Annotated in this window: 20 protein-coding genes; 5 read left to right on the top strand and 15 right to left on the bottom strand. The window is 44.8% G+C overall.

Going from position 1 to position 20,249, the window contains the following annotated elements; genetic code table 11:
• Nucleotides 1–104: 104 nt before the first annotated feature.
• The 4 genes from AB4329_RS16635 to gntH form a co-directional block, all read right to left on the bottom strand.
• Complete coding sequence (locus AB4329_RS16635; protein WP_017109820.1) at nt 105–593, bottom strand: GNAT family N-acetyltransferase; 489 nt, start codon at nt 591–593, stop codon at nt 105–107.
• A 115-nt stretch (nt 594–708) separates the two neighbouring features.
• The gene (locus AB4329_RS16630) at nt 709–1,218 is read right to left on the bottom strand and encodes a hypothetical protein (protein WP_137001047.1); all 510 of its coding nucleotides are present in this window, start codon (nt 1,216–1,218) and stop codon (nt 709–711) included.
• A gap of 185 nt (nt 1,219–1,403) precedes the next feature.
• Nucleotides 1,404–1,919 (bottom strand): hypothetical protein, encoded by a 516-nt coding sequence (locus AB4329_RS16625; RefSeq protein ID WP_017070905.1) that lies wholly within the window; start codon nt 1,917–1,919, stop codon nt 1,404–1,406.
• Nucleotides 1,920–2,045: 126 nt separating this feature from the next.
• On the bottom strand, nt 2,046–3,671 hold the full coding sequence (gene gntH / locus AB4329_RS16620; RefSeq protein WP_017070906.1) for a guanitoxin biosynthesis MBL fold metallo-hydrolase GntH: 1,626 nt from the start codon (nt 3,669–3,671) through the stop codon (nt 2,046–2,048).
• Nucleotides 3,672–3,864: 193 nt separating this feature from the next.
• On the opposite strand from gntH, the gene AB4329_RS16615 reads away from it, so the two are divergent.
• The 3 genes from AB4329_RS16615 (at nt 3,865) to AB4329_RS16605 (ending at nt 5,815) form a co-directional block, all read left to right on the top strand.
• Entirely contained in the window at nt 3,865–4,704 is an 840-nt protein-coding gene (locus AB4329_RS16615) for a LysR family transcriptional regulator (protein ID WP_017068280.1), read from the top strand.
• A gap of 98 nt (nt 4,705–4,802) precedes the next feature.
• Nucleotides 4,803–5,522, top strand: coding sequence for a hypothetical protein (locus AB4329_RS16610; protein ID WP_102333261.1), 720 nt, complete (start codon nt 4,803–4,805; stop codon nt 5,520–5,522).
• A 59-nt stretch (nt 5,523–5,581) separates the two neighbouring features.
• Nucleotides 5,582–5,815 (top strand): hypothetical protein, encoded by a 234-nt coding sequence (locus AB4329_RS16605; protein WP_102494755.1) that lies wholly within the window; start codon nt 5,582–5,584, stop codon nt 5,813–5,815.
• Nucleotides 5,816–6,058: 243 nt separating this feature from the next.
• Here the strand turns inward: AB4329_RS16605 and AB4329_RS16600 are convergent, their stop codons facing one another.
• The 11 genes from AB4329_RS16600 to AB4329_RS16550 all read right to left on the bottom strand — a co-directional run bounded on the left by AB4329_RS16600 (nt 6,059) and on the right by AB4329_RS16550 (nt 17,234).
• A complete protein-coding gene (locus tag AB4329_RS16600; RefSeq protein WP_372138831.1) occupies nt 6,059–7,525 on the bottom strand; it encodes a lytic polysaccharide monooxygenase in 1,467 nt (488 codons plus the stop codon).
• A gap of 375 nt (nt 7,526–7,900) precedes the next feature.
• Nucleotides 7,901–8,260 (bottom strand): DUF6559 family protein, encoded by a 360-nt coding sequence (locus tag AB4329_RS16595; protein WP_017066163.1) that lies wholly within the window; start codon nt 8,258–8,260, stop codon nt 7,901–7,903.
• 58 nt (nt 8,261–8,318) lie between these two features.
• On the bottom strand, nt 8,319–9,077 hold the full coding sequence (gene btuD / locus AB4329_RS16590; RefSeq protein WP_136978782.1) for a vitamin B12 ABC transporter ATP-binding protein BtuD: 759 nt from the start codon (nt 9,075–9,077) through the stop codon (nt 8,319–8,321).
• Nucleotides 9,064–10,059 (bottom strand): vitamin B12 ABC transporter permease BtuC, encoded by a 996-nt coding sequence (gene btuC, locus AB4329_RS16585; protein WP_017096955.1) that lies wholly within the window; start codon nt 10,057–10,059, stop codon nt 9,064–9,066. The genes btuD and btuC overlap by 14 nt, the downstream gene beginning before the upstream one ends.
• Nucleotides 10,060–10,192: 133 nt before the next feature.
• Nucleotides 10,193–11,221 (bottom strand): succinylglutamate desuccinylase, encoded by a 1,029-nt coding sequence (locus AB4329_RS16580; RefSeq protein WP_372138801.1) that lies wholly within the window; start codon nt 11,219–11,221, stop codon nt 10,193–10,195.
• 278 nt (nt 11,222–11,499) lie between these two features.
• The gene (locus AB4329_RS16575) at nt 11,500–13,296 is read right to left on the bottom strand and encodes a M3 family oligoendopeptidase (RefSeq protein WP_372138799.1); all 1,797 of its coding nucleotides are present in this window, start codon (nt 13,294–13,296) and stop codon (nt 11,500–11,502) included.
• 158 nt (nt 13,297–13,454) lie between these two features.
• Nucleotides 13,455–14,072, bottom strand: coding sequence for a histidine phosphatase family protein (locus AB4329_RS16570; protein WP_372138798.1), 618 nt, complete (start codon nt 14,070–14,072; stop codon nt 13,455–13,457).
• A 9-nt stretch (nt 14,073–14,081) separates the two neighbouring features.
• Nucleotides 14,082–14,702 carry a bifunctional adenosylcobinamide kinase/adenosylcobinamide-phosphate guanylyltransferase gene (cobU, locus tag AB4329_RS16565; protein WP_372138797.1) on the bottom strand — a complete coding sequence of 207 codons (621 nt, stop codon included), beginning with the start codon at nt 14,700–14,702 and terminating at the stop codon, nt 14,082–14,084.
• Between the two features lie 9 nt (nt 14,703–14,711).
• Nucleotides 14,712–15,518: an adenosylcobinamide-GDP ribazoletransferase gene (locus tag AB4329_RS16560; protein WP_372138795.1), complete on the bottom strand. Its 807-nt coding sequence runs from the start codon at nt 15,516–15,518 to the stop codon at nt 14,712–14,714.
• Nucleotides 15,518–16,564, bottom strand: coding sequence for a nicotinate-nucleotide--dimethylbenzimidazole phosphoribosyltransferase (gene cobT / locus AB4329_RS16555; RefSeq protein ID WP_017065520.1), 1,047 nt, complete (start codon nt 16,562–16,564; stop codon nt 15,518–15,520). Before cobT ends, AB4329_RS16560 begins: the two co-directional genes overlap by 1 nt.
• Before the next feature lie 58 nt (nt 16,565–16,622).
• On the bottom strand, nt 16,623–17,234 hold the full coding sequence (locus AB4329_RS16550) for a flavin reductase family protein (RefSeq protein WP_372104406.1): 612 nt from the start codon (nt 17,232–17,234) through the stop codon (nt 16,623–16,625).
• Nucleotides 17,235–17,951: 717 nt separating this feature from the next.
• Here AB4329_RS16550 and AB4329_RS16545 point away from each other — a divergent pair.
• On the top strand, nt 17,952–18,647 hold the full coding sequence (locus AB4329_RS16545; RefSeq protein WP_017059149.1) for an NAD-dependent epimerase/dehydratase family protein: 696 nt from the start codon (nt 17,952–17,954) through the stop codon (nt 18,645–18,647).
• 185 nt (nt 18,648–18,832) lie between these two features.
• On the top strand, nt 18,833–20,206 hold the full coding sequence (locus tag AB4329_RS16540) for an L-cystine transporter (protein ID WP_017059148.1): 1,374 nt from the start codon (nt 18,833–18,835) through the stop codon (nt 20,204–20,206).
• Nucleotides 20,207–20,249: the final 43 nt, after the last annotated feature.

Below are 20,249 nucleotides of genomic sequence, written 5' to 3'. Positions count from 1 at the left end.
GCACCAAAATAGCAAACGCCACGTTTAAATAACGTGGCGTTTTATTATCTGTCAGTTAATTCTAACTGTGTTAATCGTAGCTGTGTGTTAATCGTAGCTAAATGCTATACCAGTCGAGCCATATGATAAGCCGCCACATATTCGCCATTTCTGAAAGCGAACCCTGCGGACTCTCCTTCAATCACGAAACCGAACTTCTTATACAGGCTGATCGCTCTTTCGTTATCGGTATAGACCGTTAGCTCAAGCCGTTTGATGTTAATCCAGTTATCACACAAATCGATTGCTGTTGCGAGCAGTTGACTACCCACACCTTTGCCTAACACATCGTCTTTAACACCCATACCAAATGAAGCAACATGTCGTCTTCTTGGATTCACACACACTTCCATTCCCAAATTACCAACAATCTCATCGTCGATCATCGCGACATATGAGTACACGTTGTCAGGCATATTAGAGATTCGTTTTTGCCAGCTTTCCAGAGATGGATTTGGGAGTTGCAGCGTACCGGTATAAGCATTAGTGCATTCGTAAACTTCTTTTATTCCCTTTGCATCTGACGGTTCAGACCGTCTCACTATAATACTCATCGCAACTCCTACTATTTTCATCGCTAAATATGAAACACATCCTTAATGTGCACCTAGACACACTATCAAATAGTGAATATTTAACAATAGGTTAGATGAACTTATTTTATTGGGCTTAGTTGATACTGAGTAAACGACCTCGTTCGATATCTTGCTCAAGCACCTCTGGTGTCAAGTCGCCATGTCCATGGTGATCGTGATTATGGTTATGTCCATGATCGTGTCCGTGGGAATAACCTTTGTGTTCATTTGCTCTTTGAGCTAACTTGTGTGAGTCCAAATAGGTATCAGTTAAATCAGCACAATATTCTTCGGTCCATAAACGTCGAGCCTCATCATCACTCATGATTTGCTCGGCTTTAGGGCCCAATTTGTCCATGTAGAACATCCCCAGCTCCTCACCTTCTACATTGGCGTGGTTGATAAGGTTCATAAACGCAGGCTCTTGATTCTCATCTGATAGATGACCATTTTTGTAACACACGGTTAGACCAATAATATCGTCGCCAAGTTTCTCTAATTCAGGGTTAAAATGATTGTGACTATGATTATGTTCGGCAGCGGCGACAAGCATTGGAGTAAGTAAAACACATGCGATAGCCAGTAGCTTAATGGTATTTTTCATGGGATAGACCTTCTGTATTTTCGAATACAAATTTGATTAGTTGGCTGACTTAGCTTCTTGTGAGATGAGCTAAGTTAAGGGGAACTTCAAGACCATTTCAGCCTGAGTACCCCTCTGTCTCACTACAAATAATCAATATGATTGGATAACGAGGCTCGATATAACGAGCGTTCTATAGACAAAAATCACTTATCAACTACGATTCTTGCTGGTGCGATGGTGTAAGTCATTGGCTTCACCTCCCATTCACCTTTTGCTTCCAATGCAACCGCTAGTGCTTGCGCCTCTTCACATACCTTCGATGGTTTTCCGTCAGCCCAGTATGATGGACCCGAAGTGTAGCCGCACATCACTGAAAACGTGTGTTGCCCATTCTTTGTGGTGTATTCCGTCATAATGACACCACCTTCTCCATGCGTTATTTTTAGCGAGCCTTCATCGGCGACATGCATTGCATCGGAAGGATTCGGTTTGACATACGTTGTGTAGGTCCCGCCATCAGACATGGATTGGTTGTCATACATGGTGTAGCCTTCTTTTTCTGAAGGTAAGGTCAGTTCGTAGTTAGGATCAATATCCGCTAAACGTTCTGAGTTATTCGTCGCACCAGGTTGATAGTTGTGAGCATTTGATTGTCCGTTAGCGAAAACAGACGCTGACACTAAAGATAGAATGACGACCGCTAAAATTGATTTTTTCATAATGAACTCCAGATATTCTAAGCAAAGATGTTGTAAGCAATAGTTTTTATGATTGAGTAAGAGAATGGGTTTATTTACCTAACTTTTTAGGATGTGAGGGCAATATCAGCCCTCACTACAAATACCCTATTTGTTGTCGGTTCCTGCTCCTTCACCAGGCTCAGTTGGACGACTTACCGACTTGCGCTCAAGATTGTGGTGAGCACGCACTCTATCCATGTATTCTTGCTTGGTGTTCATACCTTGCTTCATTGCTTCTGGTACTTGTTCAGCTGGGATCACGATGTCACGGTCGACTGGCCACTCAGTTAACAGCTCTGGGTGGTAGCCTTCTGGGTAGTACAGTTTTGGATCCAACTCTAAATCACGAATCTCTTGTTCTTGTATGTCTTCACGGCTGTTTTTAGGTAATGGGATTCTAAAGTCAGACCCATCTGCCATATCAAATTGTGGCGCTCGCGCATTCGGAAAATCAGGCAAAATACCTTCACGAACCCACGCATTATCTTTAGTCATGTTAACGACAATGCCATCAGGCGCACCGAAGTGGTAAGGTCCTTGCCAATGGTGGCGAACCTCTGCAACAGTTTCCTCATTAAGATATGGGTCGAATGTCATGTGCGTTGTCATGAACAAGCGCGGTTGTACTTCATTCGCCACATAACCCGCCGCGTACGCTGGTGTATGGTGAGTATCAACGGTGTAACGAGCTAAGAATGGCGGCACACCTTGAATAATCGAAGACACACCAAACGTTTCGGTTTGCAGCTCAGTAATGAACAAGTCTGCACCTTTTGCGTATTTCAAATCCAACTCGGTTGGGCGACCGTCTCCTGTCCAAACAAACGAAAGCACTCGACCGTCATCTTGAGTCCAATTCAAGCGGTAACCAGACGCGCCATCTTTTGCGTGACTGCGTCGCCAGTGAATCACTTCCACATTGTCTTGGTCATAGATAACACCTCCGTCGTCGCGGAAATCAAACTCGTGTACCACTATGTCGTTGCCTGATGGGAACACATCAAATGCGTCGGTGTGCCAGTTCAACATTTGCTGCATGCCTTCAATCATATGACGAGTGCCATATTCTGGAGTCGCACCACTCGGACCATAAATGTTAAGCGGCTTTTCCCAGCGACCATTCCAACCACCAAATTTATACAGGTAAGGTAACGAGCCGTAATGGTCTACGTGTAAGTGAGTAATGAAGATATGGTCGAGTTCATTCATCGCGACACCCGCCGCTACGTAGTTCGCAATTGATCCTTCACCTAAATCAAAGACAAAGTTAGAGCCGTTACCCAATTCGACGTATATCGAGGTGTTTGCCTGCCCCGGGCGAATCATTGGTGATGTCCCCATGAACGTGACACGCATTTCATCCGGTTGAACTTCTTCAGTGCGTGGGAACCAGTTGGCGCCCGACACCATGTGATCGCCATAAGGTGCAATGCCCTCAAACATCAGGCCTTCTTTCCAACCTGAATTGGTTTCTTTGCGATAGTCACCATTGTTTACACCGCCCATTAACACAGAAAGCACCTCTTCTTCTGAAGAGTACAAGTTCCCCTTAGGTTGAGTGCTCAGATACTCTTCAAGGGTTTCACCCTCGTGATATTCAAATTTCTCGAGTTTTTGAATATCAGAGTTAGTTTGCTTGGTGTTGTATTGCATCATTGGGTCAGCAGCAAAAGCGGTTGTCGTGATGATCATTGCTGTAGAGATGATTGATAATTTTGCGAAAGTTCTCATAGTTTCACCTATCGGTCTGAGTATTTAGTAAATGAATGAAGTTCCTTCCTCACTCCGATGCAAACAAGTTTATTAATAAACAGAACCTCGATATATAGTGTAAACTTTACTTAAAACCTCCATTTCATTTATGAGTTAATGATAACTCCACCATGATTTGGATGAGTGGCAATAAGAATAGAGGGAACTGAATTTGGACCTTAATCTACTGACGACATTTTTGGCCGTTTACAAACACAGCTCTATCACCGTGGCATCAGAGCAGCTCGATATTTCTCAGCCCGCGGTAAGTGCGGCGATTAAGAGACTCGAAGGTGTCGTGGGCAAGGCTTTATTTGTGAGAGAAGGACGAGGTATCGCGCCCACTGGAGCAGCGGTATCACTCGCTAATAAGATAGAAGACCCATTGAACATCATTGGAACGGTTGAGCAGCAAAAGAATGACCTTAAAGTCTATTGCACAGAGAGCTTGCTTCATTTCGTTAGCCAGGTTGAAGGCGTAAGCTTCACGGAAGCGCCGCTCGAAGAGGAAGAACTGTTTGATGCGCTTACTGCACAAAAAGTGGATATCGTCATTGATGTACTTTCGAGTAAGAAACACTCATTGATTGAAGAAACCATCGTCGATGAGGAGCCCGTGTGTCTGACTCGAATCAACCACCCTCGAATTGGTGAGACACTAAGTAAAGAAGAGTATTTCCAAGAGGAGCATATTGCGCTCAAGATCAAACGCGCCAACATGAACACGGTCGAGTTTTTATCAGAGAGCGATATCGAGCCGAGAAAAGTCAGAATTGAAACCAGCTCAATTTCAAGCATGCTGATTTTGGCAAGCACGACAGATTATATCGCCGCTTCTACTCGTTCTTTTGCAGAAATGCTCGCACCGGCGCTTGGCTTACGCGTTCACCCTATCCCCATCAAATTAAGACCGATCACGTTTCGAATGCTCTATCACCGCCGCTACGCTAAAGACGAACAGCACATCAAAACCCGTGAAGCAATCAAATCAGCATTAAGGAAACATAAATGAAACTGAGGTTTTAACTAAAGTTAACCCTATTAATATAAATTCAGTTTAATCACATACTCTCCAGCAAGTTAATTCAATAGAACGACACTGGAGAATCCATGAAAAAACTTAACCTTATTGCTCTACCACTTACGTTACTCAGCAGCGCAGCGTTTGCGACTTCGACTCAAGTTTACATCGAACAAAACGTTGCCTCTAATGCTGCTGATAACGGTGTCTACACCACAGAAGCTGGCGCATTAATCGATACCTCAGAAAATGGACAAGTCTATATAGGTTTTGATGACCAAGGTTGGTTAGCAGCGGGTTACGGCCACGACTTTCACATCAGCGAGTCCTTCACGTTCAACCTATACGGTGAACTCGGTAAATGGGACAACGGTGAAGAGTTATTAATCGAAGGTATTATTGATTACCAAGTCAATGATAACTTCAATGTATTCAGTGGATTGGGATATAACCAGTCAGGGCAAGTACTCGAGAATGTAAGCGACACCACGATCAACACTAATAAGTTCATCGCCGGTGCGGGGTACTCACTCTCAGGCTGGGATTTAGCTTACCAATACACTCACGAAAACAGTGATGGATCCAATGGCGGGTTTACCCACAACGATGACAACGTAATCTTTCATCAAGGCGACTACCGTACCAATGAACACGAAGTCGTTCTCTCTAAGAGCATCGACGACTGGACACCCTACGTGAAATACACCTATTTCAACACCAACGAAGGTGACCTTTACTTGAACGGCCAATCGATGGGCCCGATCGACAACGACAGCATCATCACACTTGGTTTGTCTTACGACTTCTAAATTTCTCAGATTCAATTCTCATAGGCAGATGGATTTGCCCACCTTTCGAGGGCACTACTATGAAAATGACTCCTCAACGTAACAAAGCCATTAATATCGCTGCAGCGATCAGTATCGTTTTGTTTTCCGCAATTCCAACCTACGCAAGTGCTGATCACTTAGATTTCCATTATCTAGAGTCGAGTTATCTAGAAACGAGCTATCTAGACTCCTCCTTCGTCGAATTCATGACACCAGATTTTGATCAGGGGTATCTTAACGATGAGATTAAAGAAAACCTTACTCTGGAATAATTCTTCAACACATTACAAAACGTAAAAGACCAGAAACTCACGCTTCTGGTCTTTTTATATAGCTCTTGTTTTCTATATAACTATCATCTTCTTATAGAGCCCTGCCCAGCGATTAAGACTCCGTTTCTGAATCACCTTTTTCTAGGCTGATGACATTCAGAACCGCAAATGCAGACGCTAAAAAAGACACCACACTCGTCAAAAAGTGTGGTGCCTTGGTTATTACTTTAAAGCTAATTAAGATTAGTTGGCTGGACGCCAAACGCCCCATTTGTCATTTTCGTAAGTCGCTTTAGGGTTAGTACCACCTTGAACCCACCATTGTGCTTTCCATGACTGGTTCGAGTAAGTCACGACTTCGCCACCAAGGTAAGTCGCTGATGAGTCCCACGTACCTGGATCTGGCGTAGGGTCTGGGTCAGGAGTCGGATCAGGATCCGGCGTTGGATCTGGTTCTGGTGTCACGCCACCGTCATCGGCAATTACTTCAAAAGTGAAGGTTTCAACACTGTCGCTTTCAATCGAGCTAGCCATAAACGATAAAGTTTCGTTTGCAGTGATGCCAGTGGTATCAACTACGATAGAAGCCGTGCCGTTATTTTGGATGCTTACTGAAGAACCTTGAGTTTGAGTCAATGTCGCGGCTTCGCTTGTTGCAATCACAACCTTATCGCCAGCATTGACTACATTGTCACTCTTCACTAGCTCGTAGATGTCACCTTTCAATGGTTCAACACCACCGTCGCCACCATCAATCAACGTTAACTGACCAGAAGCACGGCTATCTTTTGAGTTGAAGAAGTTACGTGAAGGATCGTTTTGGAAGTACATGTAGTGCTGCATTTCAGCATGCCAGTCACCAATGAAGATCGCGCCATCTTTAAACTCTTCGTGCCAGCCATTAATTTCTGAAGCTAACAAACGAGCCCAATCGTTAACGTTTGAAGCATCAATGACGATGTCGAAGCTTCGCGCTACTTCACCATACTTGTTGATGATATCGTACTTAACGGTGTCGCCAGCTTGTGGAGTTCCAAAACCTTCTGAAATGAATAGGTCGCCACGCACTAGATCAGGCTCTGGACCCGGCTCTGGTGGAGGGGTTGTACCACCTGCGATAGTGATGTCAGAACAGTTATAGAAGCCTTCGCCCGCAGCATCATTACGCTGCCAGCGAACGAATAGAATCGCATCGCCAGAGCGGTCAGAAGGAATAGTGACATTAATGCGGTACTTACCGCCATTAACCGGAACGTTACCCTCTTCTTGGATAAGATCTAAGTCTCCCCACGCTAGGCCTTTGCTCAGGTCTGCGTTTGGTTTCGTTAGGTAGAATTCCCAGAATGACGGGTTGTGTGGTGCAGTCGCGTTGAATACATATTCAAATGTACCAGTATTTAGCTCGGTACGAGTCCAGCCTGTATGAGGTGCACCCATGCCGCGTTTTTGCGAATCATTGGCGTAACATAACGTGCCGTCAGGAATCGCCGCTTTTACAGCATTGATGTTGTTGAAATCTTGGATATTTTTCGCGTACTCGTTACGTTGAACAAACGGGTATGAACCCGAAATGTCTTTTGCTTGAGCACACGCAGCATTAGGTGGTGTACCCGACCAAATCCCGCCTTGCTCGTAACACGTGTTCTGACGCGCGCTTGGAAACTCAGACCAACCATGAGCATTTGCCACTGACGGCACACTCGATAGCATAGCCATACCCACTGCTATTTTTAGAATATTATTATTTATTGTTGTCACTTTCCCACTCTCTATTATTTTACCCTAAACACAAAACCAATTGGTTACTAACCAACCAGCACTGTAATTCGAAGGTTTATAGTTTCTGACTTAAAGAACAACGAAAAATATATACGTCAATTTTATCAATAACAGCGGGTTTTATATTGATAGGAATCAGCATCACACAACTCAAACAAATGCGTTGTAGATAGATGATGTTGCTTCGAATTATGACATTTCAGTATTCTATGTTGATTGAGGGAACATTATTCGGAATGAATAAAAAAGCGGCTTTATGATTAAGCCGCTTTGGGGATATAAAGGCGTTAGGTAGTAAGAAGATATTTAATAACGGCTATGCATGCCCATGCGATGTGACATGTCATCGTCCATACGACCGCCCTTCCAACCGCCGCCACCCAATAGATTAAGTACATCTCGCGCTGTGTAGTCTTCTCCGCCAAAGAAGTCATTAGACACATCATTACGCAGCAACTGAATAGTTGGAGCTAATTCAACAGCAAGATCTTGTGGATCCGCAAACAAGGCTAAAGCAATCTGTTGTTGGCGTTTACTCAACTCACGAGAACTTGTTTCAACCTGCCCAATAGAGAAGAAATCACGGCTTCCGTAGCTCTTCACCATCTTTGCAGACAATGACTTAATCACCTTTTTGATTCTTCTTCTTTGGATGTATCTAAACATATTTGCTTCCTTTACTAACTCGCCTTAAACCCAATGAGCAGCTTAACTAATTAGTCTTTTAACCAAACAAAAGATAGGTCTGATTGTCGACTGAGATACTTTTGACTTCGGTGTTGAACACGGACTCTAGCTGCTCAGGGGTAAGCACTTGATCAGCTGAGCCTGATGCTTGAAGTACACCTTTATCGAGCAACAACACTTGGTCTGCGTGTCTTAGTGTTCTGTTCAAATCATGGTTAGCCATGATCACGGCGATGCCCTTCTCAGCCACTCGTTCGATAAGCTTGTACAACAAGGCTTCTTGAGCAATATCCAACGGAGCTGCGGGTTCGTCGAGGATCAGCAGCTTCGCGTATGGGTTAAGTGTCGGCCAAATTTGCAGGCACATTCCCGCCAAACGTACGCGTTGCCATTCACCACCAGACAGTGTCTGAATTGAGCGATGAAGTTTGTCTGCAATGTCTAGCATCTGGCTGATTTCTTCCAAAGCTGCGTTGATTTCAGCATCAAGGCCGTGTGAGGAGCTTGGCAGTGACAATGCAAGATATTGGAACACTTCTAAGTTGAAGGCTGGCCTTGCGCTTTGGCACAAGTAAGCACGATGCAATGATAAATCTTGTAAAGACAGCTCCGACAAATCCTGCCCGTCGATCTTTATATCGCCTTTGTAACCATCACCAATTCCAGATATCGCTTCGAGCAAGGTACTTTTACCGCTGCCATTAGGGCCGATAACGTGAGTCACCTGCCCTTGCTTGAGCTCAAATGATAGTGGTAATAAACGAGCGCCGACGCTCAGGCTCTTAATTTGAATCATGATTTTTAATTAACATCCAAATGAAGATAGGCGCACCGATACTGGTGGTCATCACACCCAAAGGCAGCTCTGCGGAATCTAATAAGGTTCTTGCACAGATATCAGCAAACACCAACAACGCAGCGCCAGCAACGGCAGACAAAGGAAGAAGGTATTTGTTATCAGTACCAATCGCTAAACGCAATAAGTGTGGCACAACCAAGCCAACAAAGCTGATCACGCCACCTAAAGCTACCGCGCAGCCGACTAAAATAGACACGGCGAAAATTAGACGCCAGCGCAATCTCGGTACGTTTACGCCTAACTGTGCGGCATGCGTTTCGCCAATCATTAACTTATCTAGCTTACTACCTTGCAGGCACAGCCAAATAATCACGGGGATCATCACCAACGTGAGCGAGTGTTGATACCAAGTGACGCCACCTAAGCTGCCCATCAGCCAATACATCAATAAGCGTAGACTTAAGTCATCACTAAAATAGAACGCCCATGTCACCATCGCGCCAGAAAGAATGCCTAACGCGACACCCACTAGCAGTAATTTAGCCGTGGTGAGTCGCATCGTTTTTACCATGCTCACCAGTATCACGGTGAAACAGAGCGAGCCTAAAACGGCGGCAATCATGAACAGTTCTGGTGTGGGAGCAAACGGCAAGAAGAACAGCACGATAACCATAGCCAAACTTGCACCACCAGAAATGCCGAGCACACCGGGCTCTGCTAATACGTTACCCAATAAGACTTGTAAACTTGCGCCAGATACGGCTAACCCTGCCCCGATAGCAATGGCCGCCAATAGTCGAGGTAAGCGTAAATCAATCAGTAGTTTTTGTTCTAACGTGGACAATGTGCCCAGAGGGGAAATGAAAAGATCGCCAACCATTAGGTAAATCGCACTCAGCGCGACAAGCAGTGCTGCCATCAGATAAATGGCTCTAGTCCATTTGCGCTGTTTTTGGTGAAGAAGTTGTTGGAAATCCATATCAAGCTACTTTGAAAATGTTCGCGTAACCTTACCTGCATCCCCAAATAAACTCAAGGCTCACACCGTAATGTGAACCTTGATATTTCAACCAGTTGAGCGGTTGTTTTCGTCGTTTAAACCCGAGTCGATATTAATCGTACACAAGCTGACCATGGTCGAATCGCGTTTCAACTTCACACACCATTAAGGCTGCTCGTTGACCGATAGCAACATTACGATTAGGGAACACCACCGCTTCGTTTTCATTCTTAGCCATTAACGGTTTATCACCATCATGACCGAATACTTCACCGTGCTTGAACGCGGTAAAGTTCTCTACAGAATCTGAGAACATGAAATCGAAGTCATCATGTAAACGAACAATGGTTCTGCTCACGCGATAAGTGATGGTTCGCTTAGGTAAATGCTCTGGCTCAACTTCAGCAATCAAGTTACGCATCGCCAAGTCAAAAGCCGTTAACTTATCAAGTTGGTTCTCACCAATTCGTGCTACCTGCCCTAGCTCCATTGTCAGTGCTTGGGCTTCGAAGTTTTCAGCGCTGTACCAACTGAAAGTGCTCGTTGGCGCATTCGATAGCAGCACAGCTTCAACGTGAGCGCTGTTGATGAAATCGAACAAAGCTTTACTGCGAACTTCGTGGCGAACCTTAGGGCTTACGGCGAAAGAGTAATGCTTAGACAAACGGATCGCACAGTGCAGATCTAAATGCCAACGAGTCGCAGGTACCGTTTCCTTGTAAAACTCAGTAACCAAGTACTTAAGGTTCTTCGCGATATCCACTTCTCGATTACTATCGTGCTGTTTTTCATCAAACAGACGGTTCATATTCACATCAAGAAAACGAGTATGCGCGTTGGTTGCTTCTGGGTGAGCAATGATGAACAAACACCTTGCTGTCACGACTTGGAAGCCTGTTTCAATATCCTCAATGAGCTTATCAATCAGCTCCATTGGTGAAGTTTCGTCGCCATGAACACCTGTTGAAAAGATGATGTTCTTGGTTTCAGAATTATACTCCGCGGGAATCACTTCCAATACACCGCGTTGATGAAGCTTAATTTGAACACCGTTACTCAGTACGGTCTGTCCTGCAACCACTTCTTGCTCAAGATCTAGGCTGTCAAAAAGAAATGATTGGCGAAAGAGGGTCTTCGTCATGCGTTACTCCTTAATTGCACGGCCGTATGTTAATAAATTGTACATAGAAATTGTGTTGCTAGGATCGCACTTATCAACAGAAACTCCGTTATCACTCACAAATACTACCCATATATTTTTATATTACCTGCTGACTTTACTAACCGACATCTGTTCCAAATAACTCTCTCTATTTAAAGCAACTTTTGGCTGTCTCAGCTTTTCTCAAGTCATGTCAGCAAGATAAGAGCCACGTAAGCTAACACAGCTCTTACCTGCCATGAACAGATTGAGATCAATTAATCTTCCTGATCGAGCAATCTTTCAAATTCATCGATTTGAACTTTGACCATGTCGATGCTTTGTTGCCAAAAATCCGCTTGGGTCAGGTCCATTCCTAAGTGCTTTTGAACGACTTCTTCCGCCATCATGCTGCCCGTATCACGAAGCAACGAAACGTAATCGCCGTAGAATTGCTCGCCTTTCGCATCGCGCTGAGCGTAAACACCTTTACTGAATAGGTAGCCGAACAGGTATGGGTAGTTGTAGAAGCTTACTTGAGAGATGCTGAAGTGCAATTTACTCGCCCAGAAATAAGGGTCAGCTTCTGTCATTGCCTCGCCGTACCACTCTTTCCAAGTGGTTTCCATCAGGTCACACAGCTGCTGAGCCGTGAGATCGCCTTTTTCACGCTGCTCGTAGAAGGCTTTCTCAAACTCAAAACGAACGGGAATGTTCACCATTAATGCCAAAGAAGAAGAAAGCTCTTCCCACAGCATTTCAAGTTTCTCATTACGTGTTTGTGCTTGCTTCAATAGGTGGTCACGAACGATATTTTCAGCAAAGATCGAAGCGGTTTCTGCTAGCGTCATTGGGTAGCGTGTTTGACACAACGGCATGTCTTTCATCACCCAGTTGTGGAACGCGTGGCCTAGCTCGTGCGCTAATGTCATTAAGTCTGAGCGGCTACCACTCCATGTCATGAACACAAGCGGGGTGCGTGTCGCAGCAAATTTAGTGCAGTACGCACCTAAACGTTTATTGGCTGCTGGAGCGGCATCAATCCAACCGTTCTCAACCATTAATGCGACGAAATCAGCCATCTCTGGATTTACTTCAGCGAAGGCGGTTTTAATCACTTCGATCGCTTCATCAAATGGGTAAACCTTAGATTCAGCGTCACCAAGTGGTGGCATGGCTGCTAAATGATTCCAAGGTTTCATTTCATCGAGACCGTGAACTCTTGCCATCAACAAACCCGCTTTCTGACCAACAGCTCGATTTGCTTTCGCTACCGACATCATGGTGTCTAGCGTTTCAGGTACGATGCGGCTGCCGTGTAGGCTTGGATCTAGGAAATGTACGTCGCTTATCTTCGAGCGCTTTTTGTTTTCCGTCAGTCGCCAACCCGCCAAGGCATTTAGGATCGAAGCAAAAGACTCTTGATGCGTTTTCATCGCACCTTGAACGGCACGCCATGCTGGTTCTTGTTTGTCGAATTCGCTGCCGTACAACAGGCTCGCGGCTTGTGAAAAACCTAGAGCTTCGTCTTCACCGTCCAGCTTTAGCGACAGTTTTAAAGAACCGGTTAGGTTGTCGTATAAACGCCCCCACCCATCACGGCCATCAACCTTCATCGCTGCCAATAACTGCTCTTCAGCAACACTGAGTCGACTGCTTGATAACTTACGTGAGCTTTCGATAGCAAAGCGTTGCCCTGCAACATCCGCGCTCTCATGCTCTAATACTGCATCAATAAATTCTGGTTCTGCGTGAATTAGCGTGTCTTCGTAAGGGCTAAACGCTTGAGACATTTCAGAGTTCAGCTTCGCTACTCGACCAAGCAGTGCTTTGGCTTCTGTGTGCGTCGCGTCTACCGATGCGTGGCAATTAGCGAAGGTGTTGATCGTGCTCAGTAACGTGCCTGCCGCTTCAGAAGTTTGAATGGCGTTTTGCATCGCTAGGATAATATGACGCTTTTCAACGTGTAGGTACAACAGCTCAATACATTGTTGAATGAGTTCAATGTCCTGTTCGATTTTTGCATCATTAAGATCGCGATAAGCAATGCTTAGATCCCAACTCGGTGTTGTCATGACTAAATTCCTTTCACGTAGGTAGTAATACCAATCTGGCATAGCGGCTGTAAACGCCGCTTTATACTTCTATTTATATTTCTGTTTCTATTTCTATTTCTATTTCTATTTACAGTTCTAATAGATTGTTAATTCTTAAAACCGTGTATTTTTAACACTCAGAGAACAGGTAGCCCTATTGATTTAACGCTGATAAAACTCTGCGCAAACTGAGTGATTTGAATATGAGTTATCGACGCGTTTTCTATCGATAGCTTCGAGTACAAACTCGGATTTTTCCAATCAATATCAAGACAATGCGCTAACAGAATGCGAATCACACCACCATGGGTAACCAACAATATGTTGTCACTTGGATCATTCAAAAGTTGCGACCAAGCTTGAGTTACTCTGTCGTGGAATCCCTGTAAACCTTCCGCACCAGTTAATTGATGATTAGCAGGATCTTGCCAAAAGGTTTCTAGCATCTCCCACTTGTCTTCAAGTTCATCAAATGGGACACCATCTACTTCACCGAAGTTCATTTCCTGAAAGCCTGGTGCAACAGATAAAGGCACTGACATACGCTCTGCAAACAAGCTCGCGAGATCACCACATCGTCTGAGTGGCGAGGAAACCACACTATCAAAGATAATGTCTTGTTTAGCGAGAGCTCCACAGATCTGATATTGAAGATCAGGGTTGACTAACACGTCTGACAATCCGTTAAGTGCTGCCTCCCCTTCGACCTTGCCATGTCTTAATAAATAGATGTTTTTAGTTGTTCCATTAACCATGTGTGCGACCTAGCCTTGAGTATCAAGCAAGTGATTAGATGGTTTTAAGCTCAGTGGTAATCCTGCTGCAACCAGCGTAACGCGTTCAACGACGCGAGCTAACGCTTGGTTCATGCGTCCTGCATTGTCCACAAACAAGCGAGACACTTTACCCAGCGGCACCACACCTAAACCGACTTCGTTAGAGACCATGATAATTTGCGCCGGACTTTGCTCGACGCTTTTGACCAATACTTCAACCACGGCTTCAACCTGTTCATTAGTTGCGTCATCACCCAGTTCAAAGATGATGTTGTTCAACCACAAGGTTAGACAATCAATCAATACCACATCTTCTTTCTCAAAAGACTGCAGTTTTTCGGCTAATTCGACGGGTACTTCATGCTCAATCCACTGCTCGCCACGACGTTGTTGATGGTGCGCGATTCGTTCTCGCATTTCATCATCAAGATATGTCGCTGTCGCAATATAATTGAGGCGTCCATTTGAACATGCTTCAAGCGCACATAATGCTTGTTGCTCTGCAAAACTAGACTTACCAGAACGAGCCCCGCCCAATACCAAATGGCTGTTTCGCTGACTTGCTTGATTAATTTGATTAGCTTGAATAGTTTCATTCGTGTTGGTCATAGGAAGCCGTTATAGAAAGCCATTGTAAAATGCAGTAATGAATACAAGGTAAGTCAGCAACTCCATTAACTGTTGAGCCGCACCCAAGCAGTCCCCAGTAAAGCCGCCAATTCGAGCCGTTAACCACGTTTTAAAACCTGTTCTGAACAGATAGGCGACGACAGATAAAACCAAAGCGAATTCAAGACCAAACCACAGGCTAGGCAGCACGCCTACCAGCAACAAGAAGACAAGTTCGCCTTTGGTTTGCTTGTTGGCCAATGGTTTACTTTTACTGGTATCTAAATCACTGACATAAGGCACGTCGTAAATTAGCGATGCAGCAATCGCGCGGCTAAAGGTATAACTGGTCACGATTACCATAAACAGTCCCGTCATGCTTATGAGTTCATTCAACAGCACCCACTTGCCAAGCAGAGCCATAATCAGAGCAGACGCACCATAAGTACCGATTCGACTGTCTTTCATGATGGTCAAACGGCGTTCTAGGGTCATGCCGCCACCAATGCCATCGGCCATATCAGTCAAACCATCTTCATGGAATGCGCCAGTGAGCATCAGGCTAAAACTCATCATCAAAAAGATCGCTACTGCACTCGGCAGTACCACATCAAGTAGCAAGAACACACCGCCACACAGAACACCAAGCAACAAACCAACCGTTGAAAAGTAGCGACCAGAACGGTTCATTCGCTCTGTAGAATAGGGCGTGTTTTTCGGCATTGGCAAGCGAGAAAAGAAACCCATCGCCAGCGCAAAAAGCTCCCACTGATAAGTAACTCGATCTTTCAACGATCTTTCTGGTGCATCACTCATTAAACCGTGACTCCAGCACTTTCGAAGCTCGCCATGTTGTTATAGAACTCGGCTGCCGCACGAATGATTGGCATAGCTAGCGCAGCACCTGTGCCCTCGCCTAATCTCAATCCAAGATCGAGCAGTGGCTCAGCGTCGAGCAGCTCTAACAGAATTTTGTGTCCTGACTCTTCAGAGCGATGGGCGAAGATCATATAGTCTCGGCAACTCGGTTCAATTAAAGTCGCGACATACGCCGCAACCGACACGATAAAGCCATCGACTAATACTGGGGTTTTGTTTTGGTAAGCGCCAAGGAAAGCACCGACCATTTGAACGATTTCATAGCCACCGACTTGTGCGAGTACCTCTTTAATATCTTTAACTTCATTCGCATCTAAACCTTTGCAACGCGCGACACCTTGCTCAACCACAGCCACTTTACGTGCAAGCTGTTCATTGTTGATGCCAGTGCCTAGGCCAACACACTCCGCTGCAGCACGATTCGCTAATGCACTTAAGATCGCTGATGCGCTGCTGGTATTTCCGATACCCATTTCACCAAACATGATGATATTGGTGCCATTCGAAATGGTTTTAGATACAAGATCTGTACCCAGTTCAATCCCACGTTCAACCGTTTCTAAACTCATTGCCGCTTCATTGGCAAAGTTATTGGTTCGCGTACCCAAACGCTGAGAGATCAACATGTCACTGTCTGATTCCACAGGCAACAATATCCCCGTGTCGACTACCGTGATATCGATATTATTCACCGCACAGAAGCAATTGATCGCCGCGCCATCGCTTAAGAAGTTCAACACCATCTGTTGTGTTACCGCGCTTGGAGCAATACTCACGCCTTCGTCAGCAATGCCATGGTCGCCAGCAAAAATGATGATACTTGGCTTATTCAATTCGATGTGTTCAACCGCAGCTTCTTTGCCTTGGCTCTGAATCAAAGCCAGTTGATGTGCGACTTTTTCTAGTAAGCCAAGTGCGCCAAGTGGCTTGGTTTTTTGGTCAATTCGGTGTTGGATGTACTGCGAGTATTGGGTATCTAACATAGTTTTTAAAAACGCTTATTCTGGGTACTTTGATTTAGGGACTGCTACTTAAGGATTGTTACTTAGGGCGTGCGACAGAAAACACATTGGAAAGCGTCGTGTATTCACCGCCACCAAGGCGAGACAAAGGGTCCAATGCCAACGCATCAATCTTAAGACGTTCACTCTCTTTATCGATCACTTCTTCGGAAATATACACGGTTTCGACTTGAGCAAAGATGAGGCTTTGTGGCACCTCTCCAACCTCTTTTACTTCGTATAAGGTGCAGCCAAAAGCGACCGCGCACTCTTTCACTCTCGGTAAAGAGAAGCCTTCAAATTCAACCAGCTCAATGTTATTCGCGGTGACTTCCGAATCACCATGTTCAAGGGTAGCTGCTGTCGCCGTCATGGTTTCGGCAGAACTTGAAGAAGCAATGTGAATCACTAGCTTACCCGTTTCTAGGGCATTACGAGTGGTATCTTTGATTTCGCCGGACGGCTTCTTCCCAACCGATAACATCAGTAACGGCGGATTGCTGGAAACAGGCGTGAAATAAGAGAAAGGCGCTAGGTTGTACTCTTGTTCAGAAGATTCCGTCAATACCCACGCAATCGGGCGAGGAACAACGGTTTGTGTCATCAGGTGATAAATCTGAGTGGGAGCAAGAGTATCAAGCTTGAGGTTCATAGCACGTCCTTGGTCTATGTGAATTACGACTCAGTTTACGTGTTAAGCAAGTCTGTATCTATGGCTATGTGGCAGAAACCGCAGAGAGTGTTCTTAATTTAAACAGATCACACTGGTTTTTTCTCAGATTGACAGTCAAATTGACGAACCCTAAAACACAAATAAGACTGATAATAGATTTATCAATAACTTACATTTTGGCATCGTTTATGCCTTATCTAAATTACTTATTAATCTCTCCATTGATAAGTACCCATACAGTGAATGCCCACAACACTGACGCTACACGAAGAAAGACAATCGATTGAAAGACAAAACAGAACAACGATTTAGGAGGTGTAATGATTCCAAATTCAAGTAAAAGAAAACCAAATAAATCAAGTAAGAAAGCTAGCAAAAAGGTAAGGAAAATCCCACTGTCCTTTACCTAGTAAGAAGCAGAAAAGTAACAAAGCCCGTCGCCCAGCGGGCTTTGTTATGTTTAACGCCTAACTTAAGTTTCAAACCGCATTTATCTTTCCCACCGCCATTATGTTTCATATCGTACTTATGCTTCAGACCGTACTTATGCGTCGAGCCAAACTAAATCATCTCTTTTTCCATAAACAGGCGACTCCCCACATACTACTGACCACTCGTTTAACAAACTTTTATTCGCTTAAAATTCAAACACTGTTTATATTAAACAAGCACTTGTGGAGTGAAGAAGGGATTAAAATGAGCATTTCTGGAGACAAAACATCGGTCGTGGTGGCTGGTGCAACCGGGTTAATTGGTCATCATGTGATGAAGTTGCTCATCGATGAACCCGCCGTTGATCATATCTATGCCCTATCTCGCCGAGCGTTAGATTCACAGTTTGATTCCAACAAGCTCCACACACTCATTCACAGCGACCTGCAAGTTACCAGTTGGGATGACACGAATGCGACGCCTAATCTTGGCGTTATCTGCTTAGGTACGACTAAGAAAAAGGCAGGATCAAAAGAAGCGCTTCGCAAAATCGATGTGGAACTGGTTAGCCAAGTCGCACAGTCGATGAAGTTTCTTGGGGTTCAACGCGTAGCGGTCGTTTCTAGCTATGGCGCTTCACCAGATTCCTATTCGCACTACCTTCGCTGTAAAGGACAAATGGAACAAAATTTAAAACGTATTGGCTTCAAGCAGCTTTTCATCGCACGCCCTGGGCCTCTGGTGGGTGAGCGTGATGAACCTAGAGCTGATGAAAAACTCCTGCAAAGTGTCTTTCCTCTGCTGTCTCCATTTATGCTTGGTAAGTTCAAAAACCTACGCCCTATTCAGTCGGAAGACGTAGCCAAAGCAATGTTGTTCCGGTTATTCGAAAATAATTTCCAAAATATCGAAATTTACTCGTCAAGTGACATGCTCAATTTATTGGCAAAATATCGCTAAAAAGCTCACCTATTCATCACAATGTTGAATATCCACCCATCCTATTGAGTGGATATTACTAATCGTTCTAATAAATTACTTTTCCTTATTTTACGTTTTGTTACAGGTCGCTACTGTAGCTAACAGTATTTGCGCCCATATATCTAAGCGCCCTATCGATTTAAAGAGATTCATAAGGAAAACAAATGTCATTTTCAGCTATCGCTGCCTTAGCGGTATTCACTGGTATCCTCTTTTTTCTCTACGGACAGCAGAAAAAAGAAAACACACTTTCTCGCCTCGTTTTACTCGGTTTAGTATTTGGTAGCGCATTTGGTCTTGGTCTACAGCTGTTATTTGGTGAAGGCAATCCGGTCATCAACGAAACACTAGACTGGGTAAATATTGTTGGCCGTGGTTATGTTGGCCTACTGAAAATGGTGATCATGCCATTAGTATTGGTTTCAATGATTGCAGCAGTAGTGAAGCTTGAAAAAGGCGGCTCACTGGGCAAGATTTCTGGTATCACCATTTCTGTACTGTTAGCAACAACCGCGATTTCTGCGATTGTTGGTATTGTTGTAACGCAAGCATTCGGCCTGTCTGCTGAAGGTTTAACAGAAGGCGCTCGCGAAACAGCACGTATCGCAACACTTGAAAGCCGCATCGGTAGCGTTTCAGACCTAACAATTCCACAAATGCTGATCAGCTTTATTCCGACTAACCCATTTGCAGACCTAACGGGGGCTCGCTCTACGTCTATCATCGCGGTTGTTATCTTTGGTGTGCTAACGGGCATCGCTGCTCGTAAAGTGATGGCAGAGAAAGAAGAACTAGAATCTCCAATCCGTACTTTCGTTGAAGCGTCACAATCTATCGTTATGCGCTTAGTTAAGATGATCATGGCACTAACGCCATACGGCATCGCAGCGTTAATGGCGAAGGTAGTTGCAACATCAAGTGCTTCTGACATCCTCAGCCTACTGGGTTTCATCGTTGCATCTTACGTTGCGATTCTACTGATGTTCGTCGTACACGGTGTGTTGGTTTCTTTTGTTGGTGTAAACCCGAAAGAGTACTTCCAAAAGATCTGGCCTGTACTGACGTTCGCTTTCACGTCTCGTAGTTCTGCAGCAACAATTCCACTGAACGTTGAAGCTCAAATCACTAAGCTAAACGTGCCACCAGCGATTGCTAACCTGTCTGCCTCTTTCGGTGCGACGATTGGTCAAAACGGTTGTGCGGGTATCTACCCTGCAATGCTAGCAGTCATGGTTGCGCCTACAGTTGGCATCGACCCAATGGACATCAACTTCATTCTGTCTCTGATTGCTATTATCACAGTGAGCTCATTCGGTATTGCTGGCGTAGGTGGCGGTGCAACGTTCGCGGCGCTTATCGTACTTCCTGCTATGGGCCTTCCTGTAACGATTGCAGCACTGCTTATCTCTATCGAGCCACTTATCGATATGGCACGTACGGCGCTTAACGTATCTGGTGCTATGACAGCCGGTACGATCACAAGCCGCCTATTAGGCAAGAAAGACAAGCAACAAGATCTGGAACAAGCGAACGCTTAATGGGTTCGATTGATTCAAGCACTTGAGTCTCGTTAAACAAAAA

This window comes from Vibrio sp. 10N.261.54.A5, assembly GCF_041471145.1.
Taxonomy (GTDB): Bacteria; Pseudomonadota; Gammaproteobacteria; order Enterobacterales; family Vibrionaceae; genus Vibrio; species Vibrio crassostreae_C.
This window is presented reverse-complemented; position numbering and strand designations above follow the sequence as displayed.

What these genes read in the sequence shown, in the direction of transcription:
- AB4329_RS16625 (WP_017070905.1), bottom strand. Translation starts at nt 1,919, where the DNA reads ATGAAAAAATCAATTTTAGCGGTCGTCATTCTATCTTTAGTGTCAGCG.
- AB4329_RS16630 (WP_137001047.1), bottom strand. Translation starts at nt 1,218, where the DNA reads ATGAAAAATACCATTAAGCTACTGGCTATCGCATGTGTTTTACTTACT.
- AB4329_RS16540 (WP_017059148.1), top strand. Translation starts at nt 18,833, where the DNA reads ATGTCATTTTCAGCTATCGCTGCCTTAGCGGTATTCACTGGTATCCTC.
- AB4329_RS16605 (WP_102494755.1), top strand. Translation starts at nt 5,582, where the DNA reads ATGAAAATGACTCCTCAACGTAACAAAGCCATTAATATCGCTGCAGCG.
- AB4329_RS16545 (WP_017059149.1), top strand. Translation starts at nt 17,952, where the DNA reads ATGAGCATTTCTGGAGACAAAACATCGGTCGTGGTGGCTGGTGCAACC.
- AB4329_RS16635 (WP_017109820.1), bottom strand. Translation starts at nt 593, where the DNA reads ATGAGTATTATAGTGAGACGGTCTGAACCGTCAGATGCAAAGGGAATA.
- cobU (WP_372138797.1), bottom strand. Translation starts at nt 14,702, where the DNA reads ATGACCAACACGAATGAAACTATTCAAGCTAATCAAATTAATCAAGCA.
- btuD (WP_136978782.1), bottom strand. Translation starts at nt 9,077, where the DNA reads ATGATTCAAATTAAGAGCCTGAGCGTCGGCGCTCGTTTATTACCACTA.
- AB4329_RS16600 (WP_372138831.1), bottom strand. Translation starts at nt 7,525, where the DNA reads ATGCTATCGAGTGTGCCGTCAGTGGCAAATGCTCATGGTTGGTCTGAG.
- cobT (WP_017065520.1), bottom strand. Translation starts at nt 16,564, where the DNA reads ATGTTAGATACCCAATACTCGCAGTACATCCAACACCGAATTGACCAA.
- AB4329_RS16610 (WP_102333261.1), top strand. Translation starts at nt 4,803, where the DNA reads ATGAAAAAACTTAACCTTATTGCTCTACCACTTACGTTACTCAGCAGC.
- AB4329_RS16580 (WP_372138801.1), bottom strand. Translation starts at nt 11,221, where the DNA reads ATGACGAAGACCCTCTTTCGCCAATCATTTCTTTTTGACAGCCTAGAT.
- AB4329_RS16575 (WP_372138799.1), bottom strand. Translation starts at nt 13,296, where the DNA reads ATGACAACACCGAGTTGGGATCTAAGCATTGCTTATCGCGATCTTAAT.
- AB4329_RS16595 (WP_017066163.1), bottom strand. Translation starts at nt 8,260, where the DNA reads ATGTTTAGATACATCCAAAGAAGAAGAATCAAAAAGGTGATTAAGTCA.
- btuC (WP_017096955.1), bottom strand. Translation starts at nt 10,059, where the DNA reads ATGGATTTCCAACAACTTCTTCACCAAAAACAGCGCAAATGGACTAGA.
- AB4329_RS16560 (WP_372138795.1), bottom strand. Translation starts at nt 15,518, where the DNA reads ATGAGTGATGCACCAGAAAGATCGTTGAAAGATCGAGTTACTTATCAG.
- AB4329_RS16550 (WP_372104406.1), bottom strand. Translation starts at nt 17,234, where the DNA reads ATGAACCTCAAGCTTGATACTCTTGCTCCCACTCAGATTTATCACCTG.
- AB4329_RS16570 (WP_372138798.1), bottom strand. Translation starts at nt 14,072, where the DNA reads ATGGTTAATGGAACAACTAAAAACATCTATTTATTAAGACATGGCAAG.
- gntH (WP_017070906.1), bottom strand. Translation starts at nt 3,671, where the DNA reads ATGAGAACTTTCGCAAAATTATCAATCATCTCTACAGCAATGATCATC.